At 56.8% G+C, this 21457-nt stretch carries 20 protein-coding genes; 7 read left to right on the plus strand and 13 right to left on the minus strand.

The features are described 5' to 3' along the window. Nucleotides 1-72: 72 nt before the first annotated feature. Entirely contained in the window at nucleotides 73-447 is a 375-nt protein-coding gene (locus AC0J4F_RS19425; RefSeq protein WP_133950386.1) for a hypothetical protein, read from the minus strand. A 271-nt stretch (nucleotides 448-718) separates the two neighbouring features. Here AC0J4F_RS19425 and AC0J4F_RS19430 point away from each other — a divergent pair, with 271 nt between their 5' ends. The 4 genes from AC0J4F_RS19430 to AC0J4F_RS19445 all read left to right on the plus strand — a co-directional run bounded on the left by AC0J4F_RS19430 (nucleotide 719) and on the right by AC0J4F_RS19445 (nucleotide 7054). Continuing rightward, complete coding sequence (locus AC0J4F_RS19430; RefSeq protein ID WP_166672746.1) at nucleotides 719-1276, plus strand: PadR family transcriptional regulator; 558 nt, start codon at nucleotides 719-721, stop codon at nucleotides 1274-1276. 22 nt (nucleotides 1277-1298) lie between these two features. After that, nucleotides 1299-2402, plus strand: coding sequence for an efflux RND transporter periplasmic adaptor subunit (locus tag AC0J4F_RS19435; RefSeq protein WP_473024385.1), 1104 nt, complete (start codon nucleotides 1299-1301; stop codon nucleotides 2400-2402). Next, on the plus strand, nucleotides 2399-5974 hold the full coding sequence (locus AC0J4F_RS19440) for an efflux RND transporter permease subunit (RefSeq protein ID WP_133950392.1): 3576 nt from the start codon (nucleotides 2399-2401) through the stop codon (nucleotides 5972-5974). The genes AC0J4F_RS19435 and AC0J4F_RS19440 overlap by 4 nt, the downstream gene beginning before the upstream one ends. A 126-nt stretch (nucleotides 5975-6100) precedes the next feature. After that, the gene (locus AC0J4F_RS19445) at nucleotides 6101-7054 is read left to right on the plus strand and encodes a helix-turn-helix domain-containing GNAT family N-acetyltransferase (protein ID WP_133950394.1); all 954 of its coding nucleotides are present in this window, start codon (nucleotides 6101-6103) and stop codon (nucleotides 7052-7054) included. A gap of 18 nt (nucleotides 7055-7072) precedes the next feature. Here the strand turns inward: AC0J4F_RS19445 and AC0J4F_RS19450 are convergent, their stop codons facing one another. The 5 genes from AC0J4F_RS19450 to AC0J4F_RS19470 all read right to left on the minus strand — a co-directional run bounded on the left by AC0J4F_RS19450 (nucleotide 7073) and on the right by AC0J4F_RS19470 (nucleotide 11158). Continuing rightward, the gene (locus tag AC0J4F_RS19450; protein WP_473024386.1) at nucleotides 7073-7822 is read right to left on the minus strand and encodes an SDR family oxidoreductase; all 750 of its coding nucleotides are present in this window, start codon (nucleotides 7820-7822) and stop codon (nucleotides 7073-7075) included. 112 nt (nucleotides 7823-7934) lie between these two features. Continuing rightward, nucleotides 7935-8441 (minus strand): GNAT family N-acetyltransferase, encoded by a 507-nt coding sequence (locus AC0J4F_RS19455; protein ID WP_473024387.1) that lies wholly within the window; start codon nucleotides 8439-8441, stop codon nucleotides 7935-7937. A 21-nt stretch (nucleotides 8442-8462) separates the two neighbouring features. After that, on the minus strand, nucleotides 8463-9275 hold the full coding sequence (gene pssA, locus AC0J4F_RS19460) for a CDP-diacylglycerol--serine O-phosphatidyltransferase (RefSeq protein ID WP_371932239.1): 813 nt from the start codon (nucleotides 9273-9275) through the stop codon (nucleotides 8463-8465). A 69-nt stretch (nucleotides 9276-9344) separates the two neighbouring features. Beyond that, a complete protein-coding gene (locus AC0J4F_RS19465) occupies nucleotides 9345-10049 on the minus strand; it encodes a phosphatidylserine decarboxylase (protein ID WP_473024388.1) in 705 nt (234 codons plus the stop codon). A 158-nt stretch (nucleotides 10050-10207) separates the two neighbouring features. After that, nucleotides 10208-11158: a LysR family transcriptional regulator gene (locus AC0J4F_RS19470; RefSeq protein WP_133950403.1), complete on the minus strand. Its 951-nt coding sequence runs from the start codon at nucleotides 11156-11158 to the stop codon at nucleotides 10208-10210. 96 nt (nucleotides 11159-11254) lie between these two features. Between AC0J4F_RS19470 and AC0J4F_RS19475 the strand changes: the two genes are divergently transcribed. Then, a complete protein-coding gene (locus AC0J4F_RS19475) occupies nucleotides 11255-11437 on the plus strand; it encodes a hypothetical protein (RefSeq protein WP_133950405.1) in 183 nt (60 codons plus the stop codon). 51 nt (nucleotides 11438-11488) lie between these two features. Here the strand turns inward: AC0J4F_RS19475 and AC0J4F_RS19480 are convergent, their stop codons facing one another. The 3 genes from AC0J4F_RS19480 to AC0J4F_RS19490 all read right to left on the minus strand — a co-directional run bounded on the left by AC0J4F_RS19480 (nucleotide 11489) and on the right by AC0J4F_RS19490 (nucleotide 15653). Then, entirely contained in the window at nucleotides 11489-13444 is a 1956-nt protein-coding gene (locus tag AC0J4F_RS19480) for an ABCB family ABC transporter ATP-binding protein/permease (protein ID WP_473024389.1), read from the minus strand. Between the two features lie 40 nt (nucleotides 13445-13484). Then, nucleotides 13485-13874 (minus strand): ArsR/SmtB family transcription factor, encoded by a 390-nt coding sequence (locus tag AC0J4F_RS19485; protein WP_473024390.1) that lies wholly within the window; start codon nucleotides 13872-13874, stop codon nucleotides 13485-13487. Between the two features lie 135 nt (nucleotides 13875-14009). Next, the gene (locus AC0J4F_RS19490) at nucleotides 14010-15653 is read right to left on the minus strand and encodes a LysM peptidoglycan-binding domain-containing protein (protein ID WP_473024391.1); all 1644 of its coding nucleotides are present in this window, start codon (nucleotides 15651-15653) and stop codon (nucleotides 14010-14012) included. 196 nt (nucleotides 15654-15849) lie between these two features. On the opposite strand from AC0J4F_RS19490, the gene AC0J4F_RS19495 reads away from it, so the two are divergent. Together AC0J4F_RS19495 and AC0J4F_RS19500 are read left to right on the plus strand one after the other, a co-directional pair. Continuing rightward, a complete protein-coding gene (locus AC0J4F_RS19495; protein ID WP_235812920.1) occupies nucleotides 15850-16485 on the plus strand; it encodes an LOG family protein in 636 nt (211 codons plus the stop codon). A gap of 159 nt (nucleotides 16486-16644) precedes the next feature. Further along, nucleotides 16645-17904: a GGDEF domain-containing response regulator gene (locus AC0J4F_RS19500; protein ID WP_473024392.1), complete on the plus strand. Its 1260-nt coding sequence runs from the start codon at nucleotides 16645-16647 to the stop codon at nucleotides 17902-17904. A gap of 12 nt (nucleotides 17905-17916) precedes the next feature. Here AC0J4F_RS19500 and rarD read toward each other — a convergent pair whose 3' ends face one another. From rarD to AC0J4F_RS19520, 4 genes are read right to left on the minus strand one after another with little or no spacing between them, the layout of a single operon-like run. Then, a complete protein-coding gene (gene rarD / locus AC0J4F_RS19505) occupies nucleotides 17917-18849 on the minus strand; it encodes an EamA family transporter RarD (protein ID WP_166672747.1) in 933 nt (310 codons plus the stop codon). A 26-nt stretch (nucleotides 18850-18875) separates the two neighbouring features. Continuing rightward, entirely contained in the window at nucleotides 18876-20471 is a 1596-nt protein-coding gene (cimA, locus tag AC0J4F_RS19510) for a citramalate synthase (RefSeq protein ID WP_473024393.1), read from the minus strand. After that, complete coding sequence (locus tag AC0J4F_RS19515) at nucleotides 20468-20974, minus strand: GFA family protein (protein ID WP_473024394.1); 507 nt, start codon at nucleotides 20972-20974, stop codon at nucleotides 20468-20470. Before AC0J4F_RS19515 ends, cimA begins: the two co-directional genes overlap by 4 nt. Beyond that, nucleotides 20971-21450: a GFA family protein gene (locus tag AC0J4F_RS19520; RefSeq protein ID WP_166672748.1), complete on the minus strand. Its 480-nt coding sequence runs from the start codon at nucleotides 21448-21450 to the stop codon at nucleotides 20971-20973. The genes AC0J4F_RS19515 and AC0J4F_RS19520 overlap by 4 nt, the downstream gene beginning before the upstream one ends. Between the last annotated feature and the right edge of the window lie 7 nt (nucleotides 21451-21457).

Raw genomic sequence — 21457 nt, forward strand, 5'->3', positions numbered from 1 at the left:
AGATCGGAATAGCAGTCAATGTGACCGATCCATAGGTGGGTCAATCGGAGATGGAGCTCTAGTTTTTCAAGCCTATCGAACATCAAAGCGGTGCGCTCGCGCCGTATCTGCCTTTACCGGGATTGGCTCAAGTCTCGGCTCAAACATCGCCGGCAATTTCGAACCCGGTCCGCCTTTTGTTTGATCAGCCCCAAGGAGCATGATCGCGGAGCCGACAACAACCGACACCAGTGTAATGACCAGTCCAGCGACGAGCATAAGTATCGGCACCAGAGGGCTGTCATCACCTCTAATCAGAACTGTCAGGTTGCCGATGTTCGAATAAAAAATGCCGCCAACGACCAGGCCGGAAATCCCGACACCTGCCAAACTGTTTACGACCAAGAGCCGGAAAAACGGATCTTTTGGCAAAAACCGTTTTGCGATTGCATCTACTTTCACGGTCATTTCAGAAGCCCTTTGTCTCTCGGCGCCTTCGTAAAAGTTTAGGGCCCGACCCGATGAACGCAACCTGTCAAATCCGCGCAGTAATTCTGTGTCGTACAAGTTCCATTAAGGATCCGCTTTCTTTTTCGAGGCGTACACCTTGCGGAATGCTGGTTTGATATATATTAGTTCGATATATCGATCCGGTATATGACAGTTTTGCGAATGCCGCGAGCAAAGCAACTCGCGGATTTGCTATTGGCGGCATCGACAGATGCTGAAGGAGCCAATCATGAGCGTGCGCGGTTTGTGCCTAGCCATCCTGTCCGGTGGGGACGCCACCGGATACGAAATACGCAAAGAATCGACAGAAGGCCGGTTCAGCTATTTCGACGACGCCAGTTTTGGCTCCATCTACCCTGCCCTTGCGCGCCTGGAAGCGGAAGGCATGGTGACTGTCCGTGAAGAGCCGCAAGCTGGAAAACCATCCCGCAAGGTCTATTCCATAACGCAGGCAGGGCGGGACGAGTTCATTCGATCCTTGTGCGAACCGCAAGCGCCGGACACCTTCAAGTCCCCCTTTCTCTTGATTGCCTTGAATGCTGCCAAACTTCCGCCGGATGTGCTGCGCCGCGCCCTTGAACGCCGTAAGGCGCAGGTTCACGAAGAGCTCCGCTTGTTAAGCGGAATTGATGATGAGAACGGATGCACACATGCAGGCTCCGATTGGACCCGCGATTACGGGATTGCCTGCATGAATTTCACACTGCGCTACCTCGAAGACCACGGGGAAGCCCTTATTAAGATCGCCGAAGACGCAGCTGCCCCCTCCCAGGCCGCTGCCGAGTAAGCCCGATTTGGAGACCTCCGAAATGCGTATCAAGTTTTCCTACATCCTTGCAGCCGGCCTTGCGGCCGGTATTGGCGCGTGGATGTATAGCGGCACCGTGGTGATCGGTGGCGTGGGCGACGGTGAAAATGCTGCGCCCTCTCCTGCTCAGCGTGTTGCGCAAGCAACCGACAAGCTGTTCAAGGTCCAGGTTGTGGCTCTTACGGCGCAAGAACGCCAAGCCCTTCTGGAAGTGCGTGGCCGGACGGAAGCCGAGGCAAAGGTTGCCGTTCGCTCACACATTACAGATGACGTGGTCGACCGTCCCGCCCGGGAGGGTGCGCGTGTCGCTGCTGGAGACATCCTGTGTGTTCTTGACCGCGGCGCGCGGGAATCGCGGGTTCTTGAAGCCAAGGCTGCAGTTGCAGAGGCAGAGATGCTGAAAGAGGCAGCTACGCAGCTGAGTAGCAAGGGTTTCACTGCCGAGACACGGGTTATGACGGTTCAGGCACAACATGATGCGGCCAAGGCTCGGTTGGAAGAAGCCGAACGAGCCTTGCGCCAGACCGTAATCCGTTCTCCGATTGATGGTGTGATCGAAAGCCCGATGGCTGAAATCGGTGCCCAACTCGACAAGGGCAGCATTTGCGCAACCGTCGTGAATTCCGATCCGATGATTGCTATCGGTGATGTGAGCGAACTGAACATCGCCCAGATCTCCCTGAACATGCCGGCTGAAGTCGTCCTTGTTACGGGCGAGACTTTGGAGGGTCATGTCCGTTACATTTCGCCTTCTGCCAATCCCGACACGCGGACCTTCCGGATCGAAGTTGAAATCCCGAATGAAGACGGTGTTGCCCGTGATGGTGTGACGGCCGTTAGCCGCCTGCCATTGCCAGTCGAGAAGGCGCACAAGATCTCGCCGGCAATCCTGACGCTGAACGATACCGGCCAGGTCGGCATTCGCGGCGTTGGCGAAGACAATGTCACCGTGTTCTATCCAGTCACCGTTCTCGGCGGAGAGCAGGACGGGATGTGGGTCGGTGGCCTTCCGGAGACCGTCAATGCAATCGTGGTCGGACAGGAATATGTCTCTGATGGCGTTCTTGTGGATCCGGTGTTTGAAACCGCGGAGATCAGCCAATGATCAACATGCTTGAAGGCGTGCTTCGCCGTCCAAAGACGGTCTTCGTGCTGATGCTCGCGCTGCTGGCCGCAGGGGTCATGACCTACGTGTCGATCCCCAAGGAAGACAGCCCCGACATCGATCTCCCGATCTTCTATATATCGATCACCCAGCAGGGCATTTCTCCGGAAGATGCCGAGCGTCTGCTCGTGCGGCCGATGGAAACCGAACTGCGCGGGTTGGATGGCCTGAAGGAAATCACGGCGATTGCCTCTGAAAGCCATGCCGGTATCGTCTTGGAGTTCGACATTTCGTTCGACAAGGACGAGGCCCTCGCCGACGTGCGCGACAAAGTCGATCAGGCAAAGGGTGAGCTGCCCGCGGACGCAGAAGAACCAACGATTACGGAAATGAACTTTGCCCTCGCCCCGACCATGTTCGTGGCGCTCTCCGGCAATGTGCCTGAACGTACGCTCTATCAGCATGCCCGGCGTCTGAAGGACCAGATTGAAGCGGTCGACACTGTCCGCTCTGCCGATCTTTCCGGCCACCGGGAAGAACTTCTGGAAGTCCTGATCGACACCCAGAAGCTGGAATCTTATGCAATCACCCAGCAAGAGCTTCTGAACACACTGACCGCCAACAACCAGCTGGTTCCAGCCGGATTTATTGACGGCGGCAAAGGGCGCTTCAACGTCAAGGTTCCTGGCCTCATTGAAAACGCGGCCGACGTTTACAGTCTGCCGCTGAAACAAAGCGGTGAAGGCGTCGTCACCCTGGCTGACGTTGCAGAGATCCGCAGAACCTTCAAGGATGCAGATTCCTACACCCGCGTGAACGGCAAACCGGCTATCGCGCTGGAAGTCACCAAGCGGATTGGCACGAACATCATCGAGAACAACGCGGCAGTGCGTGCTGTTGTTGAGGAAGCCTCGAAAGACTGGCCGGAGACGATCCAGGTCGACATCCTGCTCGATCAATCCGACAACATCTATGAGGTTCTTGGCTCTCTGCAGTCCTCGATCCTGACCGCGATCTTCCTGGTCATGATCCTGGTTCTTGCAGCGCTCGGCATGCGGTCCGCCCTGCTCGTGGGTCTCGCGATCCCGACATCCTTCATGGTGGGCTTCCTGATCCTCGGCGGCATTGGCTACACGGTCAACACGATGGTCATGTTCGGCCTCGTTCTGACCGTCGGCCTGCTCGTCGATGGTGCCATCGTGATGACGGAGTATGCCGACCGGAAGGTGCATGAGGGCATGGAGGACCGTGAGGCCTATATCCGTGCTGCAAAGCTCATGTTCTGGCCGATTGTCTCGTCCACCGCGACAACCTTGGTGGCTTTCCTGCCCATGCTTTTGTGGCCGGGTGTTGCCGGTGAATTCATGAGCTACCTACCGATCATGGTGATCATCGTTCTGGCGGCCTCATTGGTCACGGCGATGGTGTTCCTGCCGGTGACCGGTGGCGTGCTGGCAGATGTCTCGCATTGGCTCGGCCGTCACGCAGCTGCCTTGCTGGCCGTGACAATCGCGGCGGGCGGCGCATTTGCGATCGGAAGCGGTCCACTGGTGCCGGGTCTTCTGGCAGGAGCCCTTCCTGAGGGCATTGTTCCGCTGGTCAGCATTTTGGCCGGGTTGGTCACGTTCGTTGGACTTGGGTATGTTTCCTATCGGATCTTGCGCCCATTCGTGCGCTGGTCTCAGGAGCGGGCTGCTGTTCGTGCCGCAAAAGACCGGGCCGAAGCGGAGCTCCTTTCCGGCAAGGCCCACTTCGATGTGAAGAAGGTAAAAGGCTTCACCGGCTTTTATGTCCGCTTCCTGAAGCTGCTGGCCGGGAACCCGATCGGCAACATCGTCACGATCGTCGCGATGATTGCCGTGTGCGGCTACATCATGATGTCCTTCGTCTCCAATCCGACCGGCGTGGAATTCTTCGTTGATGAAGAGCCGGATCAGGCTGTGGTTCTGATCTCCGGCCGAGGCAACATGTCTGCTGCGGAAGCGCTTGAGCAGGTAGCCAAGGTGGAAGCGGAAGTGATGGAGGTCGCAGGTGTGGCCCACATCGTCACCACCGCCTTTACACCGGGCGGCTCTTCGGGTGGCCCGTCTGTTGGCGGTGTCCAGGACAAGCCTGCCGATGTCATGGGCGAGCTACAGCTCGAACTTGCAAACTTCTGCTGCCGGCGTGAAGCCAAGGAGATCTTTGCAGAGATCCGCGAACGCACGTCCTCCATTCCGGGCATCAAGGTGGAAACCCGCAAGATCGAGGGTGGCCCGCCGACCGGTAAGGACATCCAGCTTGAGCTGAAGTCGACGGATTACGATACGCTTGTTGAGAACGTTGCCCGTGTCCGCAATCATCTGAATGGCGTCGAAGCGCTGATTGACCAGGAAGACGACCGTCCGCTGCCGGGCATCGAATGGCAAATCGCCATCGATCGGGAACAGGCTGGCCGTTACCAGGCTCATATCGCTTCGGTCGGCAACATGGTTCAGCTGGTGACCAACGGCGTGTTGATCGGCAAGTACCGTCCGAATGACAGCGAAGACGAGGTCGATATTCGTGTCCGCTTGCCGGAAGACGAACGCACGATCGACCGGTTTGACCAACTGCGTCTTCAAACGTCGCTCGGCCTTGTGCCGCTGGCAAACTTCGTCGACCGCTCTCCGGCCCAGAAGGTTTCGGAAATCGTCCGCCGTGACGGCCTCTACTCCATGATGGTCAAGGCAACCGTCAACCCCGCTTCCGGGTCCACACCGGATGAACAGGTTGGCGAGCTGGAGAAGTGGCTGGACGCGCAAACCTGGCCGGACAACGTGTATTTGCAGTTCCGCGGCGCTGATGAGGATCAGAAGGAATCGGGTGAATTCCTGATGAAGGCGATGGTCGGATCGCTCTTCCTGATGTTCCTAATCCTGCTGACGCAATACAACTCGTTCTATCAGACCTTCCTGACCCTCTCGACGGTGGTCCTGTCGGTCTTCGGTGTGCTGCTAGGGATGATGGTGACAGGCCAGAAGTTCTCGATCATCATGACTGGGACAGGGGTCGTGGCGCTTGCCGGGATTGTCGTGAACAACGCGATTGTTCTGATCGATACCTATAACCGGTTTATCGATGATGGGCTTGATCCGCTGGAAGCGATCCTGAAAACCTCGGCGCAGCGGATCCGGCCGATCCTGTTGACAACCATCACCACGATTGCCGGTCTGATCCCGATGGCGACACAGATCAACTTCGACTTCGCCAACCAGGTTACGGCCTATGGCGGCATCACCGCCGTTTGGTGGGTCCAGTTGTCGACAGCGGTGATTTCTGGTCTCGCCTTCTCCACAATCCTGACACTGATCATGATCCCGGTCATGATTGCGTTGCCAAGTGTCTGGGTCGGTTCAGCGCGGTCCATCGTACAGCGGTTCCAGCGCAAGCCTGTTCCGGCTGCTGCACCCACCACTGACGCTGATCAGGATGTGGAGTGGACAGATCCGGAACAGGAGAAGGAACGCCCGGCTGCCAAAGTGGTGTCGATGCCAAAACCTGCGCCGCCGAAGGTTCCGAACCAGGAAGAACTCCCGCACGCGGCTGAGTAGACCTCCAGTAGTCGCCGCTCGTGGAAAGGCCGCCGGTTTCCGGCGGCCTTTTCTTTTTTCAGCTTGCCGTCTGACCGCTCACCACCTATATAGTTGCTTAATACAACTATTCTGGATGTTAGAGCCATGACCCCTCAAGCCCCTCACCTCATCGAAGATATTCGCGCAGCATCCAGAAAGTTGGTGCGCGAGTTTGGCTTTCTGGAAAAGACAATCGCCGGAACAGATCTTTCCGGCTCGGGCGTTCACGCAATCATAGAGATTGGCCTCACCCCCGGCCTGACGGCAAAGGAGTTGGGGGCGCGGCTCAAGCTGGAAAAGTCCACGATCAGCCGTCTTTTGAAATCCTTGGAAACGCGTGGTGAAATCGTTCAAACCCAATCCAAGACCGATGGACGCGCCTTCCAGCTCCACCTCACACCAAAGGGCAAAGACACTTGGATTTCGATCAACCGCTTCGGAGACAACCAGGCCCGCACCGCGCTTGCCAACATCACGGGCGTCGACACGGCAACAATCGCCAACGCCCTCACCTCTTACGCCCAGGCCCTTGGCAGCGACGCCTCCAATGCTGCGCCTGACGGAACACAATATCCGGTGATCGAAGCCTATCAGACCGGCATGATCGGCGACATTTCGGCCCTGCATGCCAGGACACATGGCCCGATTGTCGGCATGGGACCGGCTTTTGAAAGTGTTGTTTCTCAAGCCATGGCGGAATTCATGCCGCGGGTCGAGCGTCCAATGAACAACAGCTGGAGCGTTCTGGAAAATGGAGCCGTGATCGGCTCCATCACAATTGATGGCGAAGATCTGGGCAATAACATTGCCCACCTGCGCTGGTTCATCCTGTCTGAACGCTTGCGCGGCAAGGGGCTCGGCAAAGTGCTCCTCAACAAAGCGTTGGCGCATTGCGACCGGCTCGGCTTCGACGAAATTCATCTCTGGACCCTGAAGGGGTTGGACGCCGCACGGGCCCTTTATGAAAAGAACGGCTTTGACCTGGCCGAGGAATATCTTGGCGATCAGTGGGGCCAGGAAGTCATGGAACAGAAATTCATCCGGAAGCGGCCCGCTTAGTGCGGGCCAGTGCCAGGATCATGTTTTGGAAATGGAATTGCCGCCGTCACACAACATGGCAGACCCAGTGACAAACGAGCCCGCATCCGACAAGAGGAACATAGCCGCTCTGGCGATTTCCTCCGGCTCGGCCATACGTTTCAGCGCATGCATTCCTTTGACGATCTCATGGTACTCGGGATCATCCCCAGCCATATTCGTTTTCGTCCCTCCAGGAAGCAGCGCATTGACCCGAATATTGGCGGGGCCGCATTCCGCTGCGAGGCACTGGGTCAAGCCAATCAGTCCCGCCTTTGACGCGGCATACGCTGCCATCCCCGGCATACCAACCGTGTGTCCGACAAAAGTGGATGTGAATACAATTGCTCCTCCGCCGTTTTCCCGAAGAGCGGGCACCTGGTATTTGGCCGCAAGAAAACAGCTTGTCAGGTTCGTATTCAAAACAGTGTTCCACGCTTCCTGACGCATGTCCTCAACGGGACCAAGATCGCCCAGGATCCCTGCGTTGTTGAATGCACCGTCAAGTCCGCCGAAATGATCCTTTGCAGCCTCAACAAGGCCTTTCGCGCAGTGCGGATCGTTTACGTCGCCGGGCACAATCAACACCTGATCCGCGTCAGCGCCCACACTTTTCCTGACCTCTTCGAGACGATCGGCTCGCCTTGCCGTGATCACCAGTTTGGCTCCCACTTCGGCAAACAGCTTCACAGCCGATGCGCCGATTCCACTGCTGGCACCCGTGATAAGAATTGTTTTGTCTTGCAACATTTTTAAGTCCCTCATTGACGTGAGGGAGCCTAATTGACGCACAATTCTCCACCGAGAAACCCGATTTCCGAGCCCCTTTCTATTGGATTACAGTTTTAGCGGACGGAGAGTTCTAGCCCCAGAGGGACGGATCCTGCCAAACGTCAGGTACGATCAGTGGGCCTTCCATCTGATCCGCTCCTGTCCCCAGCGACACGGACTGCCAGGCATCCGCCCACTCTTCAGGCATCGGATAAGGCGCGCGGATCGTGCGCTCTGGCGCGAAGCCGAAACGGCCATAATATGCCGGATCCCCAAGCACCAGAACCTTGTCGATCGCGCGCTCCTGAAGACCTTTGAACCCCTCGCGAACCAGCGCGCTGCCGATCCCTTGTTTGTGCTGAGCCGGATCCACGCAAAGCGGAGCCAAGAGGCCGACAGACACATCGCCAACACTGCAAATCGTAAACGCGACATGGCCAACGACTTTGCCATTGTCTTCCGCAACGAGTGAAAGAACATCGACGGATCCAGTCAACAAAGACCGGACCACCGGCAAGAGATCCTCATCCGGAAATGCAGCCGGATAGATCCGCTCCAGGCTTTTCAGATCTCCTTTGGTGTTTTCCCGAAAGATCATATCGCCCGTGCCTTATCGCGATTAGCTGCCGTGGTCCTTGTCACGGTCTGCAATGTTATCGAGGTCGGTGTCGCTTTCATCGCCATCTTCATCGATGCTCTGGCCCGTGTCGGCCAAAACGAGTTTGCGATGTTGCTGCCAGGAAAACGGAATGCTCAAGAGATAGAGCACTGACCCGCCCGCCAGCATCCGGAATGGATAGCTGGCCGTCAGCGCAACAATCAGAACGGCAAAGACGAACAGTGGCAGAACATAGTCCCGGCGCACCCGCGTACCGAAATTTTTGCCTGAAAATGTCGGCAGCCGGCTGATCAGAAGGAAAGCAATTGCAATGGTGTATGCCGCGACCACGGCACTGTCTGCAAACCAGTGCGGAAACAGGCCAAGAAAGTCGAAATAAAGCGGCAAAAGCACGGTCAATGCACCGGCGGGAGCTGGCACGCCGGTAAAGAACCTAGAAGCCCAGGTTGGTTTATCCGGGTCGTCCAAGGCCACATTGAACCTTGCCAGACGCAGAGCGGCGCAAATGGCAAAAATCAGAGCGGAAATCCAGCCGAGAGATCCAGCCTCATTCAGGATCCAAATGTAGAGCATCAACGCCGGCACGACGCCAAAATTGACAAAATCCGCCAGTGAATCCAGTTCAGCGCCGAATTTCGACGTGCCCTTCATCAAGCGCGCAACCCGGCCATCCAACCCATCCAAAACAGCGGCAATCAAAACTGCGCCAACGGCAAACTCCCAACGGCCCTCAAACGCCATACGGACTGCCGTCAACCCGGAACACAATGCCAGGAGCGTCACCATGTTCGGCACGATCAGGCGCAGCGGCACCCTGCGAAAACGCGGCTGCCGCTTGGTCTTGATGGATGTGGGGCCAGTATCCTCGATCACGATTGCGCCTTAACTCACCCGGGTTAGTGTGGGTGCCGGAGCCTGCGGCTGGTTGAGGTCTGCCAGGACTGTTTCACCCGCAATCATGGTTTGACCAAGCGCGACCTTCGGCACTGTCCCCGCAGGAAAATAGACATCGAGCCGGGAGCCGAAGCGGATCAAACCGAAGCGTTCGCCAGCGGAAAGGGTTTCGCCTTCCTTCACAAAACAGACGATCCGGCGCGCGACCAGGCCTGCAATCTGCACAACACCAATGTTCGTGCCGTTGTGATCGATCACAAGACCGTTGCGCTCGTTGTCGTCACTGGCCTTGTCGAGCTCCGCATTGAGGAACTTGCCCGCCCGGTATGCGACTCGAACAATCTTGCCGCCTACCGGTGCCCGGTTCACATGGCAGTTGAAAACATTCATGAAGATCGAGACCCGGACCAAAGGTTCGGCGCCCAGCTCAAGCTCTTCTGGCGGGCGCACTGGACCTACATGGCTTACGACACCATCTGCCGGGGAAATCACCAAGCTGTCGCCAACCGGGGTCACCCTTTGCGGGTCTCGGAAGAAATAGCAGACCCACCCTGTGAAAAAGAGACCGATCCAAAACAAGGGATCCACGAACCAGCCGACAACCAGGGTCGCAACCAGCGCAATGGCCACAAAGGGCCAGCCTTCACGATGAACCGGGACCAGGGATTTCGTTACGGAATCGACAATCGACATAGTTCTGCTTTCAGCATCCACAAACGGGCAGGATCATTTTCGAGCGGCGAAGATCTCACCGCAAATTGCTCATTGGTCACCGAGCGCACCTCATGCGCAGGACCACTGCCCCGCTTCTAAAAGCTTTTTTTCTCAATGAGAACCGTTTTCGGGGCAGTTCAAGCGCTTTTTGCGGGAGCAGTGCCGATACCGGATGCCCCCGCATCCCGGTAATCACTCTCCCAATAGGCTGGTTTGCCGTATTTGGAGATCAGAAAATCGACGAAGACACTGACCTTGGGCGGGACAAAGCGTGTTGGCGGATAAACCGCCCAAATTGCCCCGACACGGGCGACCGGATAATCTTCCATCACAGCCACGAGACGCCCGTCCCGCAGATCCTCCCACACATGAGCCAACGATTTCAGGCTCAGTCCAAGGCCATGGATGGCAGCATCATATGTCAGGTCACCGCTGTCACCCTTGATCACCGGGTTCTTCAATTCAAAACCAACCTCCCCGTCCGGACCATCGAAATACCAAACCGGGACGGACGCCATGCTGATGCAATCGTGGTTGTTCAGGTCTTCAGGGGTTTTGGGCCGGCCTTTCCGGACAAGGTAATCGGGCGATGCGCACAACGCTCTCGGATTTCCGCCCAGCCTGCGGGCAAGAAGTGAGCTGTCGGCAAGCGGTGCGCCCCGAATTGCCATGTCATAGCCTTCCTGAACCACATCGACCATCCGGTCAGAGATATCCATTTCAATCTGGACATCCGGGTAAAGGCTCCGGAATTCGACAAGATGCGGAAGAATGTGTTTCCGGCCGAAGAAGGTGTTGCACGAAATGCGCAACGCGCCTTGAGGCGAATCCTGCGTCGCCTCGAGCGCTTGCCGTGCCTGCTGCAACTCATGAACAGCAGACCGCGCGTGATCAAGAAGGACGCGGCCGGCTTCAGTCAGTGTTGTCTTCCGGGTTGTTCTTGCAAAAAGTTGTGCTCCAAACGTCTTTTCAAGATTGGTCAGACGCGCGCTTGCTGCCGATGGCGACAATCCAATCTCCCGGCCAGCACCTGACAGGCTGCCAAGCTCGGCGACCCTGATAAAGAACTCCAAATCGTCCAGACGCATTATACCAAACTTTCGAAATATCCTTCCGATATAAGCCACATTCTTCAAATGAACGCAATATGGGACAACGTCTCCACCGAAACGAAGGAGACCACCATGTTCCACACCGGAGACGAATTTGAAAACCGCGCCCGCATTGAACGTCACTACGAGCTGCGCCGCTTGAGACATGCCCTGTCCGGCTTTTTGTTCGGCCGGACTGTCGAGACAGCCGCCAAGATGCCGAACCGGCTCACAAGCGCCAATGACAAGGACTTTCCAACCTCCCGCGCGGCTTAAGCGCGGGAGTTCTTTTCACTTGAAGAGTGCAAACGCGGCACAATCACAAGGCTATTTTGTAGGCACATAATCTGCCGGTTGCCCTCGGGTAATAATCCCGAGATCGTCGTTTTCGCGCGCTGCCCGCAAACGCTCTTCCGCCTCATCGGCTTCGCGCTGGCGCGCCCACATCGATGCATACAGTCCGTCATTGGCCAGAAGCTCCGAATGTGTTCCCCGTTCTGCAATTTCACCAGCTTCGAGCACAATGATCTGGTCCGCATTCACGACCGTGGACAAACGGTGAGCAATCACCAGCGTCGTGCGGTTCTTTGACACCTGATCCAAAGCCGACTGGATCTCGCGTTCCGTATGGGTGTCCAGAGCCGAGGTTGCTTCATCCAGGATCAGGATCGGTGGTGCCTTAAGGATCGTTCGGGCGATCGCGACCCTCTGCTTTTCGCCACCGGAGAGCTTGAGCCCACGCTCACCAACTTCAGACTGGTAGCCTTGCGGCAGGTTTTCGATAAAGTCGTGGATCTGCGCCATACGCGCCGCATCCCTCACCTCATCATCGGACGCATCCGGCCGACCGTAGCGGATGTTGTACGCGATGGTGTCGTTGAAGAGGACAGTGTCCTGCGGGACCATACCAATCGCATGGCGCACACTTTCCTGGGTGACATCGCGAACATCCTGTCCATCGATCTCAACGGCGCCGCCGGTTACATCATAGAACCGGAACAACAGCCTTGAGATCGTCGATTTGCCCGCCCCGGACGGGCCGACAATGGCGATCGTCTTGCCGGCCGGAACATCAAAATCCACGCCCTTTAGAATCGGCCGATCGGCATCGTAGTGGAATTCTACATCTTTAAAGCGGATCGTACCTGCGACGGCCTTCAGCGGAGCCGCCCCGTCTTTGTCCTTGATCTCGGCTGGCACAAGCAGGAGATCGAACATCGATTCAATATCGGCAAGCCCCTGACGGATTTCACGGTAGAGAAAGCCGATGAAATTGAGCGGCATGGAGATTTGCATCAGCAGTGCGTTAATCAGAACAAAATCGCCAATGTTCTGTTCGCCGGCCATGACCGCGCGGGCGGAAAGCCCCATACAGGCCGCCATTCCGAGCCCCAGAATCACTGCCTGACCGAAGTTGAGCCAGGCAAGCGACGTCCAGGTTTTTGTCGCCGCCTTTTCATACTTGGCCATCGAGACATCGAAGCGTTCGGCTTCCATCTTCTCGTTGCCGAAGTATTTGACGGTTTCGAAATTCAGCAGGCTGTCGATGGCCTTCGAATTGGCATCCGTGTCGCTGTCGTTCATTTCCCGGCGGATAGCAATCCGCCAGTTGGAGGCCTTAATCGTGAACCACACGTAAGCCACAATCATCACGGCAACGATCACGACATAGGCAAAGCCGAACTGGAACCAGATCACACCAGCCATAAGCGCGAATTCCAGAACGGTCGGAATCCCGTTGAGGATTGTGAATCGGACGATCGACTCAATCCCCTTGACCCCACGTTCAATAACCCGGCTCAGGCCACCGGTTCGCCGGGCCAGATGAAAGCGCAAGGAAAGTTGATGCAAATGGCGAAAGGTCAGTTTGGCAAGCTGGCGGACGGCGTGCTGGCCGACGCGGGCAAACAAGGCATCGCGCAACTGGTTGAACGCAACGGCCATCACACGAGCCGCGTTGTAGGCCAAAACCAGCATGACCGGAGCCAAAAGGAAAGCTGGCAGGCCAACATCTTCGCCAGCGAGGACATCTGTGGCCCAGGCGAAGAAATAGGGCGATAGAACGGTAATGAACTTCGCCACCACAAGCGCAGCAACTGCCAGCAAAACCCGCTTTTTCAGATCAGGCCGTGAAGCCGGCCAGATATACGGCCAAAGGTTTTTGAGCGTTGAAAGCGTGTCACCTTCATCCGCACTAACAGCCTTTTGTGCGGGCGCGTTTTTTTGTGCATGAGCAGGGTTTGACGGGGCCGAACCGGCCGACGTCCCATGTGATTGCGTCAAGTATTCTCTCCCGATGCCCTTTGCGGGCCGTTCCGGTGACTTATTCGTTTGCCGCCAATTCGTTCACCGCGCCAAGAACGCCGTGGTCGTGCTCGGAGTTCAAAAGCTTCCAGAATGCGTCCGACGCTTCCTGCGTTTTTGAAATCTGATCCCAGTTCAAAACATAATGGCAATTGCGCCCACGGGTGTCGCAGGTCAGAAACCCTGCATCTTTCAGGACCTGAAGGTGCTGAGACACGGTCGATTGAGCGAGCGGTAAGGCACTTACGATTTCGCCGCAGCAAGCTTCTTTCTCACCGGCCAAACGCCGCAGGATCGCAAGTCGCGCCGGGTGCCCAAGCGCCCGGAACTGTGCAGCCAGGCTTTCACATCCCGACAAACCGGACGCGTTTTCGCCGCTTGCGGTATGCGGGCAAAGCTGATCGCTCATGCGGGGAACTCCTTTCGGGCGGCGCCAATAATCGTAAATATGCGATCAATACCCAAAAAGACAAGGTCCAACACGAATTCAGGCGGACACCAAAACGGCGCCCGCCCCAATAAACGCTAATAAAACCTACAGTTATCAGCCGTTCCGGCCGGTATCCGAGGTAGGTGCGGGCCAGTTCAGGTCTCCTTCCGGCGTGAGGAACACCTGTCCCGGATAGATCAGATCCGGATCGCGGATCTGGCCTTTGTTGGCTTGGTAGATTGTGGTGTAGCGGATACCGTCCCCGTAAAGACGCCTGGAGATCCGCCAGAGATTGTCCCCCTTGCGAATGATCACAACAGGCAGCGCCTTCTTGACGTCCGCGCCATCACCGTCTGCCGAGCCGGAGGTTCCGCTAGCAACGACCTTCGTCAGGACGATCTGTTCATCCTGTTGTTTTTCAAAAGTCACGGCTGCGCGCGCATCCACTGATTTTCCGTCTTCGGCAATCATGTCAGCCCGGACTTCCACATTGCCTTCCGCAACCGACTTGTCGCCTTCAAGAAGCCACCGGCCGCTGGAATTTGCTGTGGCCTCGCCCTGGTAATCATCACCGACATAGACACGGACAGACGATCCAGGTTCCGCGGTGCCGGCGACGTAGACCTTGTTCTCTTCAGACTCCACTGCTTCAACCGTAACAGGCGGATTACCGCCCTCAGTGCCGGTTTCGGCAGATGCACTCGTCTCGCCCTGAGAGGCCGCGGCAACTTGCTGGTTTGTGTCGGTTGGAGCCGCATCACCGGAACTTGCCGGTGTGTCCGTGGCAGCGGCTGTTGTCGTCTCTGCGGGCGCCGTGGTTGCTTCCGTTTCCGAAGCTGTGCTGGTTGCGGCCACCTCTGCCGTCTGCTCAGACGCTTGGGAACCGCTTTCGGCAGTTTGTTGTTGTGTGTCTGCGGCCGCAGTTTCGTTCGAAGCTGTGTCAGCGTCAGTGCTCGATGCAGCTGCCGACACAGCCGTTTCAGCGGCTGCCGGAGCAGCTCCCTCAGAACCGCCAGCCTCAGCTGACACGTTCTCAGATGGCGAAGAGCTCGGTGTGTCACCTGCTGCTTCAGAGGTCGGTGCCGCGGCCACAACAGTTTCCTCAGCCTTTGGCGCTTCAGCGACTGCGACCGGCGCTTCCGGCTTTTGCAAGATATTGGACGGTCCATCAGGCGAATTCAGGACCACGAGCGGCTGTTGTTTTCCACCGTCCGGAATGGAGATGGCAACCCGTTCATCAGACGTGGACAGCTGCTCTCCGCCCTGATCATGAACTTCCAGAGCAACGTCATAGTCGCCAGGCTTCAACGGCTCATCTAGAATAATGGTCCATTCGCCGGCCGGGTTGGCAATGGTTTTGCCAACCACCTCACCGTTTGCTGTCAGCGCTACAATGGCTCCAGCTTCCGACCGCCCTGCAACAACCGTCTCGCCGGTTGGTTCCACACCCACCACGTCGAAGCTCGGCTTGTCTGACACTGCCGCAGTTTCAGACGCCTCGGCTTCGTCAGGTGTGGCGGCCGGGCTTTCTGCTTCCTGAACTTCTGTTTTGGATGTGACCTCTTGCTGGTCCGGCGCAGCACTTGCCTGTTGATCGCCTTTGGAGGACTCGTTTGTAGTCCCAGGAACCTGGCTATCTGCGCGCTCCTGCTCCACCGGCATCCCGCCACTGTCACGATAGAAGTAACCGGTGATCAATGCCGCCACGCCAACAGGCACGGCGATTATCAAAGTCCGGATCAGGGTCTGCTTGTTCATTGCTCTTCCCATCGAAAGCAATGCGGTTTACCAGCCGTTGCTTTCGTCTCTTCCCCTTGGCAGACGGCAGAACTTGTCTGCTTGCCCCATTGGATATTCTTCATCCATGCATAACGGCCTTTTTGTGCCGCGGCAAGAAAACCGCGGATCACCAACCGGCCTTTCGAACAGAATGCTTGACCTTATGCAGGGCGCAATGCCACATCATGTCGTTATGACGACAAATTCTCCTAAGCATCTCAAAAGCGTTTGTGTTTATTGCGGCTCGAGCTTCGGGTCGGACCCTGCACATGAGGCGGCAGCCGCACGGCTTGGCCAATTGATTGCCGAATCCGGACTGCGGCTTGTGTATGGCGGCGGCTCAGTTGGCCTGATGGGGACCGTCGCGCGCGCAGCCATGGAATGCGGCGGCCGAGTCACCGGAATTATTCCGCAGTTTCTTGAAAAACGCGAGGTAATGCTGGACACAGTTGAAGACCTCGTCATCACCCAGAACATGCACGAACGCAAACATCTGATGTTCGAAAAATCAGATGCCTTCATCGCTCTGCCCGGTGGGATTGGCACGCTTGAAGAAGCCGTTGAAATGATGACCTGGGCTCAGTTGGGGCAGCACCGCAAACCTGTTGTTCTTGCCAATATCAATGGCTTTTGGTCTCCCCTTCTTGAGTTGCTCGATCACATGCGCGCGCAAGGATACATCCGGCCAGACACTGAAGTTCCTTACCTGATTGCCAAACAAGTGGATCAGATCATCCCCATGCTGGAAAAAAGTATCGGCGATGGTTCTGATGCGCCGCTTGAAGGTGGCGCGGCGGCGGCAGATCTTTAGCCAGCAAATAATAACGAAACTCTCCAAACGTTAGGTGTTCGGCGACTGGACGACGATTTTCGCATGTCTTGTGGGTATGTTTTGAACATCGGGTTAAGGTCTTGGAAGCTTCTTCCCTTGTAGATTTACCGAGCAAATCACACTGGCGGATCAGCTTTCATGCGCACTATGCTTCTGGTGGAAGACGCATCGTTTTTCGAAAAGGCGATCGTTGACCGGCTTCAAGATATCGGACGGCACCAGATCATGGTCGCCCGGAATTATCGAGAAGCGGAAAGCTGTCTCGACATGCCGATCTGTGAACCGGACCTTGCATTGGTGGATCTGACGCTACCGGATGCGCCAAATGGCGAAATCGTTGACCTTTGCCGCAACAGAAACATCCCGACAATCATTTTCACGAGCAAGTTCGACAACGAAGTCCGCGAAAAGGCCCTTGCTAAAGGGGTAATCGACTACGTCCTCAAGGACACCCCGGCGAGCCTCGATTATGTGGCCGAACTTCTGAAGCGGCTCTCCTACAACCCCAAGATTGGCATCTTGATTCTTGATGATGCTTCTGTCGATCGGGAGAGGGTCGCCCAAATTACATCGCACCACCTTTATCAGACCTACCAGGCCAGCACTCCGGCTGAAGCCCTGCAGATGTTGCGCGATCACCCGCACATCCGGCTTGTTCTTGCCGATTATTACATGCCGGACGAAGATGGATTTGCATTTTTGAAAACTGTGCGGCGGAAATACAGCCGCGAGCGCCTGAGCGTCATTGGCATGTCATCGCTGTCGAACTCAGACAACCGTATCCGCTTCTTGAAATACGGTGCTGCCGATTTCATCGACAAGTCCTACGCGCCGGAAGAAATCCTTCTTCGGATTTCGTTGAACCTGGACATGATGGACCGCATCGCGGAGCTCAACACCCTTGCCATGCAGGATGCGCTGACAGGGGTGCACAATAGGCACTTCCTATTCACAAAGGCCGTGAAGCAAATCGAGTCCTGGGCACATTCGGGCAATAAGGCGTCTTGGATTGCAGTGTTTGATCTCGATTCATTCAAACAGATCAACGACGAATACGGACATGATGTCGGCGACAGTGTCCTTCTGGGTTTTGCGCGCCAGCTTCGAGCGCTCGCCGGACCGGAGGACATGATCATCCGGCTGGGCGGCGACGAGTTCTGCATGATCTTCCGATCGGAAACACGCGACAGCCTAACCCTTAAACTAGCCGGGTTCATGAAGAGCCTCAGCACACACCCGATCCGCCATTCGGGAACCGACCTTCTGTGCCAAACAAGTGTCGGCATTGCAAAGCTCGAGGGCGGAGAGATCTCCGACGCGCTCAGCATCGCCGACAAACATCTTTACGCCTCCAAGCGGAATGGGTTTGAAATGCTCGCCGTCGCTTCCGACGGATGACAGACCAGCAGATTAGACCGTCGCCTGCTGCGCTTTTCTGGCGTTTCGTGCATTCCGCCAGCTGTCGAATGTAAAGACCACGAGCGCAATCCAGATCATGACAAAACCGAGCAGTTTGACCTGATCCAGCGGCTCTCCCCAGACATAGACCGCCATCAGAAAGTGTATCGATGGCGCAATGTACTGCATCAAACCAAGCATGAAGAGTGGCAGACGGCGTGCGGCCGAGCTGAAACAGATCAGCGGCAACGCCGTAACAATGCCTGTGCCTGCAAGCGCAATGAGGACTGGAATATCATCCAGGATCAGCGCATCCACACCCCATGAAAGGCTGAGAAGCAGGTATCCGATCGCAATCGGAAACAGCAGCACCGTCTCAACAAACAGGCCGGGCGTTGCCTTTACCGGTGTCACCTTCCGCACATAGCCGTAGCCTGCGAACGAGAACGCGAGCACCAGAGACACCCAGGGCAGCCCACCCGCCAGTACCGCCTGCAAGACAACGGCAAATCCGGCCATGGCAACGGCAATGTACTGCCATTTCGTCATGCGTTCGCGCAAAACGATCAGCCCAACCAGAATGCTGACGAGCGGATTGATGAAATAGCCGAGCGATACGTCCAGCACCTGCTCGTTCGCAATCGCCCAGACAAAGACCAGCCAATTGACCGAAATGAACGATGCGGACATCGCGAGTTTTTTCAAGACTGCCGGGTCAGCGAAGACATCAAGAACTTCCTGCCAGCGGCCCCGGAGATACAAAAAGCCGCCGACAAACAGCACGGACCAGGCAATCCGGTGCGCAACGACGAGGTCCGCCGAAACCGTATCGGTCAGCTTGTAGTAGGCCGGGAAGAACCCCCACATGCCGTAAGCCGCAAGGCCAAAGAGGAGGCCACGGCGGAGTTCGTTTTCCGCCTCGGTGCGTGTCACGGGCTCAGACATAGCGCGTGCCTTTCTGGCGCCGAACCTTAGCTCTCCTGAGCTTTGACAAGCGCGAATGTGATGGAATCGACCAGCGCTTGAAAGGACGCATCGACGATATTGGAGGAGACACCGATGGTGAACCAGCGCCGCTGGGTCCTGGCATCATGGCTTTCGATCAGAACCCGGGTCACCGCATCGGTACCACCGTTCAAGATGCGCACCTTATAGTCGATCAGCTCTAGCCCTTCAATCGCGGCCTGATACTTTCCAAGGTCCTTGCGCAGGGCCATGTCGAGCGCGTTGACCGGGCCATTACCTTCTGCGACGGACATACGGGTTTCCCCATCGACATTGACCTTAACCACCGCCTCGGAGACCGTGATCAGATCACCGATGGCATTAAACCGGCGCTCGACCATGACTTTAAAGGAATCTACCTGGAAAAAATCCGGCACCTCTCCGAGCTCGCGGAGCGCAAGCAGTTCAAAGGATGCATCCGCTGCCTCATAGGCATAGCCCAGCGCCTCCCGCTCCTTCACCTTGGCCAGCAACCGGTCCAGACGGGGGTCGGTCTTGTCAACCGTGATGCCGACACGTGCCAACTCGCCCAGCAGATTGCTCTTTCCGGCTTGATCGGATACGAGCACCCGGCGCTGGTTGCCCACCGTCTCCGGGGCGACATGCTCATAGGTTTGCGGATCCTTCAAGATAGCCGAGGCGTGAATGCCAGCCTTGGTCGCAAATGCCGTTTCCCCCACATAGGGTGCATGCCGGTTGGGCGAGCGGTTGAGGATCTCGTCGAAGGCATGAGAAATCGCGGTGATGTCCTGAAGCTGGTCTTCACTGACACCGATTTCCAGCCGGTCGGCAAACTGTGATTTCAGTCTCAGGGTCGGGATCAGTGTGATCAGGTTGGCATTACCGCAGCGCTCGCCCAAACCGTTCAAGGTCCCCTGGACCTGCCGCACCCCGGCATCGACGGCTGCCAGGGAATTGGCCACCGCATGACCCGTGTCATCGTGCGTATGAATGCCAAGTTGACTGCCGGGTACGACCTCCTGAACCTTCGTCACGATGGAATGGATCTCGTCGGGCAATGTGCCCCCGTTGGTATCGCACAGAACAACCCAGCGGGCTCCGGCCTGATAGGCAGTCCGAGCACAGGCGAGTGCATAGTCCGGATTGGCTTTGTAGCCGTCGAAGAAGTGCTCGCAGTCGATCATGGCTTCCTTGCCGGCCGCAACGGCAGCCGTGACAGTACCTTCGATCGCTTCGAGGTTTTCCTCATTTGTGCAACCAAGCGCCACATCCACATGATAGTCCCAGGCCTTGGCAACAAAACAGCAGGCGTCCGACTGGCTGGCCAAGATCTGTTGGAGGCCAGGATCGTTCGACGCCGACCGCCCTGCCCGCTTCGTCATTCCGAAGGCAGTGAACGTCGCATTTTTTGTCCGCTTTTGAGAGAAGAACTCGGTATCGGCCGGATTTGCTCCAGGATAACCGCCTTCCACATAGTCGACCCCAAGCCGCTCCAGCAGTTCTGCAATGACGATCTTCTCGTTTACGGAAAAATCAATGCCGCTGGTTTGCGCACCATCGCGCAGGGTCGTGTCGAAAAGGTAGAGGCGGTCTTTGGTCATCTGTCTGTTCCGTCGGACATCTGCGGCGCTAAGGGCCACTCTTTCGTATCGTGGTCTGGATGTTGGTGGTTGCTGGCGTCAATTTCGGCGATCACATCTGCAAATTCCGGGTCATCTTCGGGCCCGCCCGGCAACGCATGCAATGTGTCAACGCCCGAGATCTTGTCCCGCTTCCAGTGTTGTTTCGTAACGGGGACACGGGCAGGCTCATCAAATGCTCCGATCGCCAGCCCAATCAATGGATAATCGCGATAGGCAAAAACAAGCGGTGTTCCGCACCGGTTACAGAACCCGCGGTCGACCACATCAGAGGAGGCGTAATAAGTTGGCTGCCCGCGGGTCCAGGTCAGATCTTCGTGGCGCGCATCGACAAGTGGCGCGAAAAAATTGCCGAATGCCTTCTGGCACATCCGGCAATGACAAATGCTCGCTTCGCCAAGTGCTCCCTCAATGCGAAAACGGACCGCGCCGCATTGGCAGCCCCCGGTGTAGGTTTCAGTCATCGGGTGGTCTCCGGCCAGGCATCCGTATCCCGATCCGGATGCTGGTGGTTGCGGATGTTGGAAAACACGTCCTGTGCCGCAGCCTCCGCTTCTTCCGTTCGGGTGGGTAGATCCGCAAGTCCCTCGCACCAGGACAAGCGGTTTTCCAGTCCCAACTGGATTTCCGGAGCCACAAGATCCGGCTGGTCGAGGCTCGCGATCGTGATGTCGATATGAGAGCCTTCAAACTCATAGGTCAGCGGTGTGCCGCAGTCCCGGCAGAACCCGCGCCGAACGAGGTTTGAGCTCTGAAAGTAAGCTGGCTCTCCACGCGTCCAACTGAGATTTTCAACGACGACGAGCGCTGCAAACGGTCCGCCGACCGCCTTTTGGCACATACGACAATGGCAGATCGACGGCCGTTTGAACCCTTCAGCACAGTACCGAACCGCCCCGCACTGACAGCCGCCGGACTTGATGTCTGTTTCTTCCGCCATCCTTTTG

This window comes from Roseibium sp. R5, from assembly GCF_055755305.1.

Bases quoted from the DNA above. Each gene is read 5' to 3' on its own strand.
- AC0J4F_RS19425 (WP_133950386.1), bottom strand. From the start codon at position 447: ATGACCGTGAAAGTAGATGCAATCGCAAAACGGTTTTTGCCAAAAGAT.
- AC0J4F_RS19430 (WP_166672746.1), top strand. From the start codon at position 719: ATGAGCGTGCGCGGTTTGTGCCTAGCCATCCTGTCCGGTGGGGACGCC.
- AC0J4F_RS19435 (WP_473024385.1), top strand. From the start codon at position 1,299: ATGCGTATCAAGTTTTCCTACATCCTTGCAGCCGGCCTTGCGGCCGGT.
- AC0J4F_RS19440 (WP_133950392.1), top strand. From the start codon at position 2,399: ATGATCAACATGCTTGAAGGCGTGCTTCGCCGTCCAAAGACGGTCTTC.
- AC0J4F_RS19445 (WP_133950394.1), top strand. From the start codon at position 6,101: ATGACCCCTCAAGCCCCTCACCTCATCGAAGATATTCGCGCAGCATCC.
- AC0J4F_RS19450 (WP_473024386.1), bottom strand. From the start codon at position 7,822: ATGTTGCAAGACAAAACAATTCTTATCACGGGTGCCAGCAGTGGAATC.
- AC0J4F_RS19455 (WP_473024387.1), bottom strand. From the start codon at position 8,441: ATGATCTTTCGGGAAAACACCAAAGGAGATCTGAAAAGCCTGGAGCGG.
- AC0J4F_RS19465 (WP_473024388.1), bottom strand. From the start codon at position 10,049: ATGTCGATTGTCGATTCCGTAACGAAATCCCTGGTCCCGGTTCATCGT.
- AC0J4F_RS19470 (WP_133950403.1), bottom strand. From the start codon at position 11,158: ATGCGTCTGGACGATTTGGAGTTCTTTATCAGGGTCGCCGAGCTTGGC.
- AC0J4F_RS19475 (WP_133950405.1), top strand. From the start codon at position 11,255: ATGTTCCACACCGGAGACGAATTTGAAAACCGCGCCCGCATTGAACGT.
- AC0J4F_RS19485 (WP_473024390.1), bottom strand. From the start codon at position 13,874: ATGAGCGATCAGCTTTGCCCGCATACCGCAAGCGGCGAAAACGCGTCC.
- AC0J4F_RS19490 (WP_473024391.1), bottom strand. From the start codon at position 15,653: ATGAACAAGCAGACCCTGATCCGGACTTTGATAATCGCCGTGCCTGTT.
- AC0J4F_RS19495 (WP_235812920.1), top strand. From the start codon at position 15,850: ATGCCACATCATGTCGTTATGACGACAAATTCTCCTAAGCATCTCAAA.
- AC0J4F_RS19500 (WP_473024392.1), top strand. From the start codon at position 16,645: ATGCGCACTATGCTTCTGGTGGAAGACGCATCGTTTTTCGAAAAGGCG.
- rarD (WP_166672747.1), bottom strand. From the start codon at position 18,849: ATGTCTGAGCCCGTGACACGCACCGAGGCGGAAAACGAACTCCGCCGT.
- cimA (WP_473024393.1), bottom strand. From the start codon at position 20,471: ATGACCAAAGACCGCCTCTACCTTTTCGACACGACCCTGCGCGATGGT.
- AC0J4F_RS19515 (WP_473024394.1), bottom strand. From the start codon at position 20,974: ATGACTGAAACCTACACCGGGGGCTGCCAATGCGGCGCGGTCCGTTTT.
- AC0J4F_RS19520 (WP_166672748.1), bottom strand. From the start codon at position 21,450: ATGGCGGAAGAAACAGACATCAAGTCCGGCGGCTGTCAGTGCGGGGCG.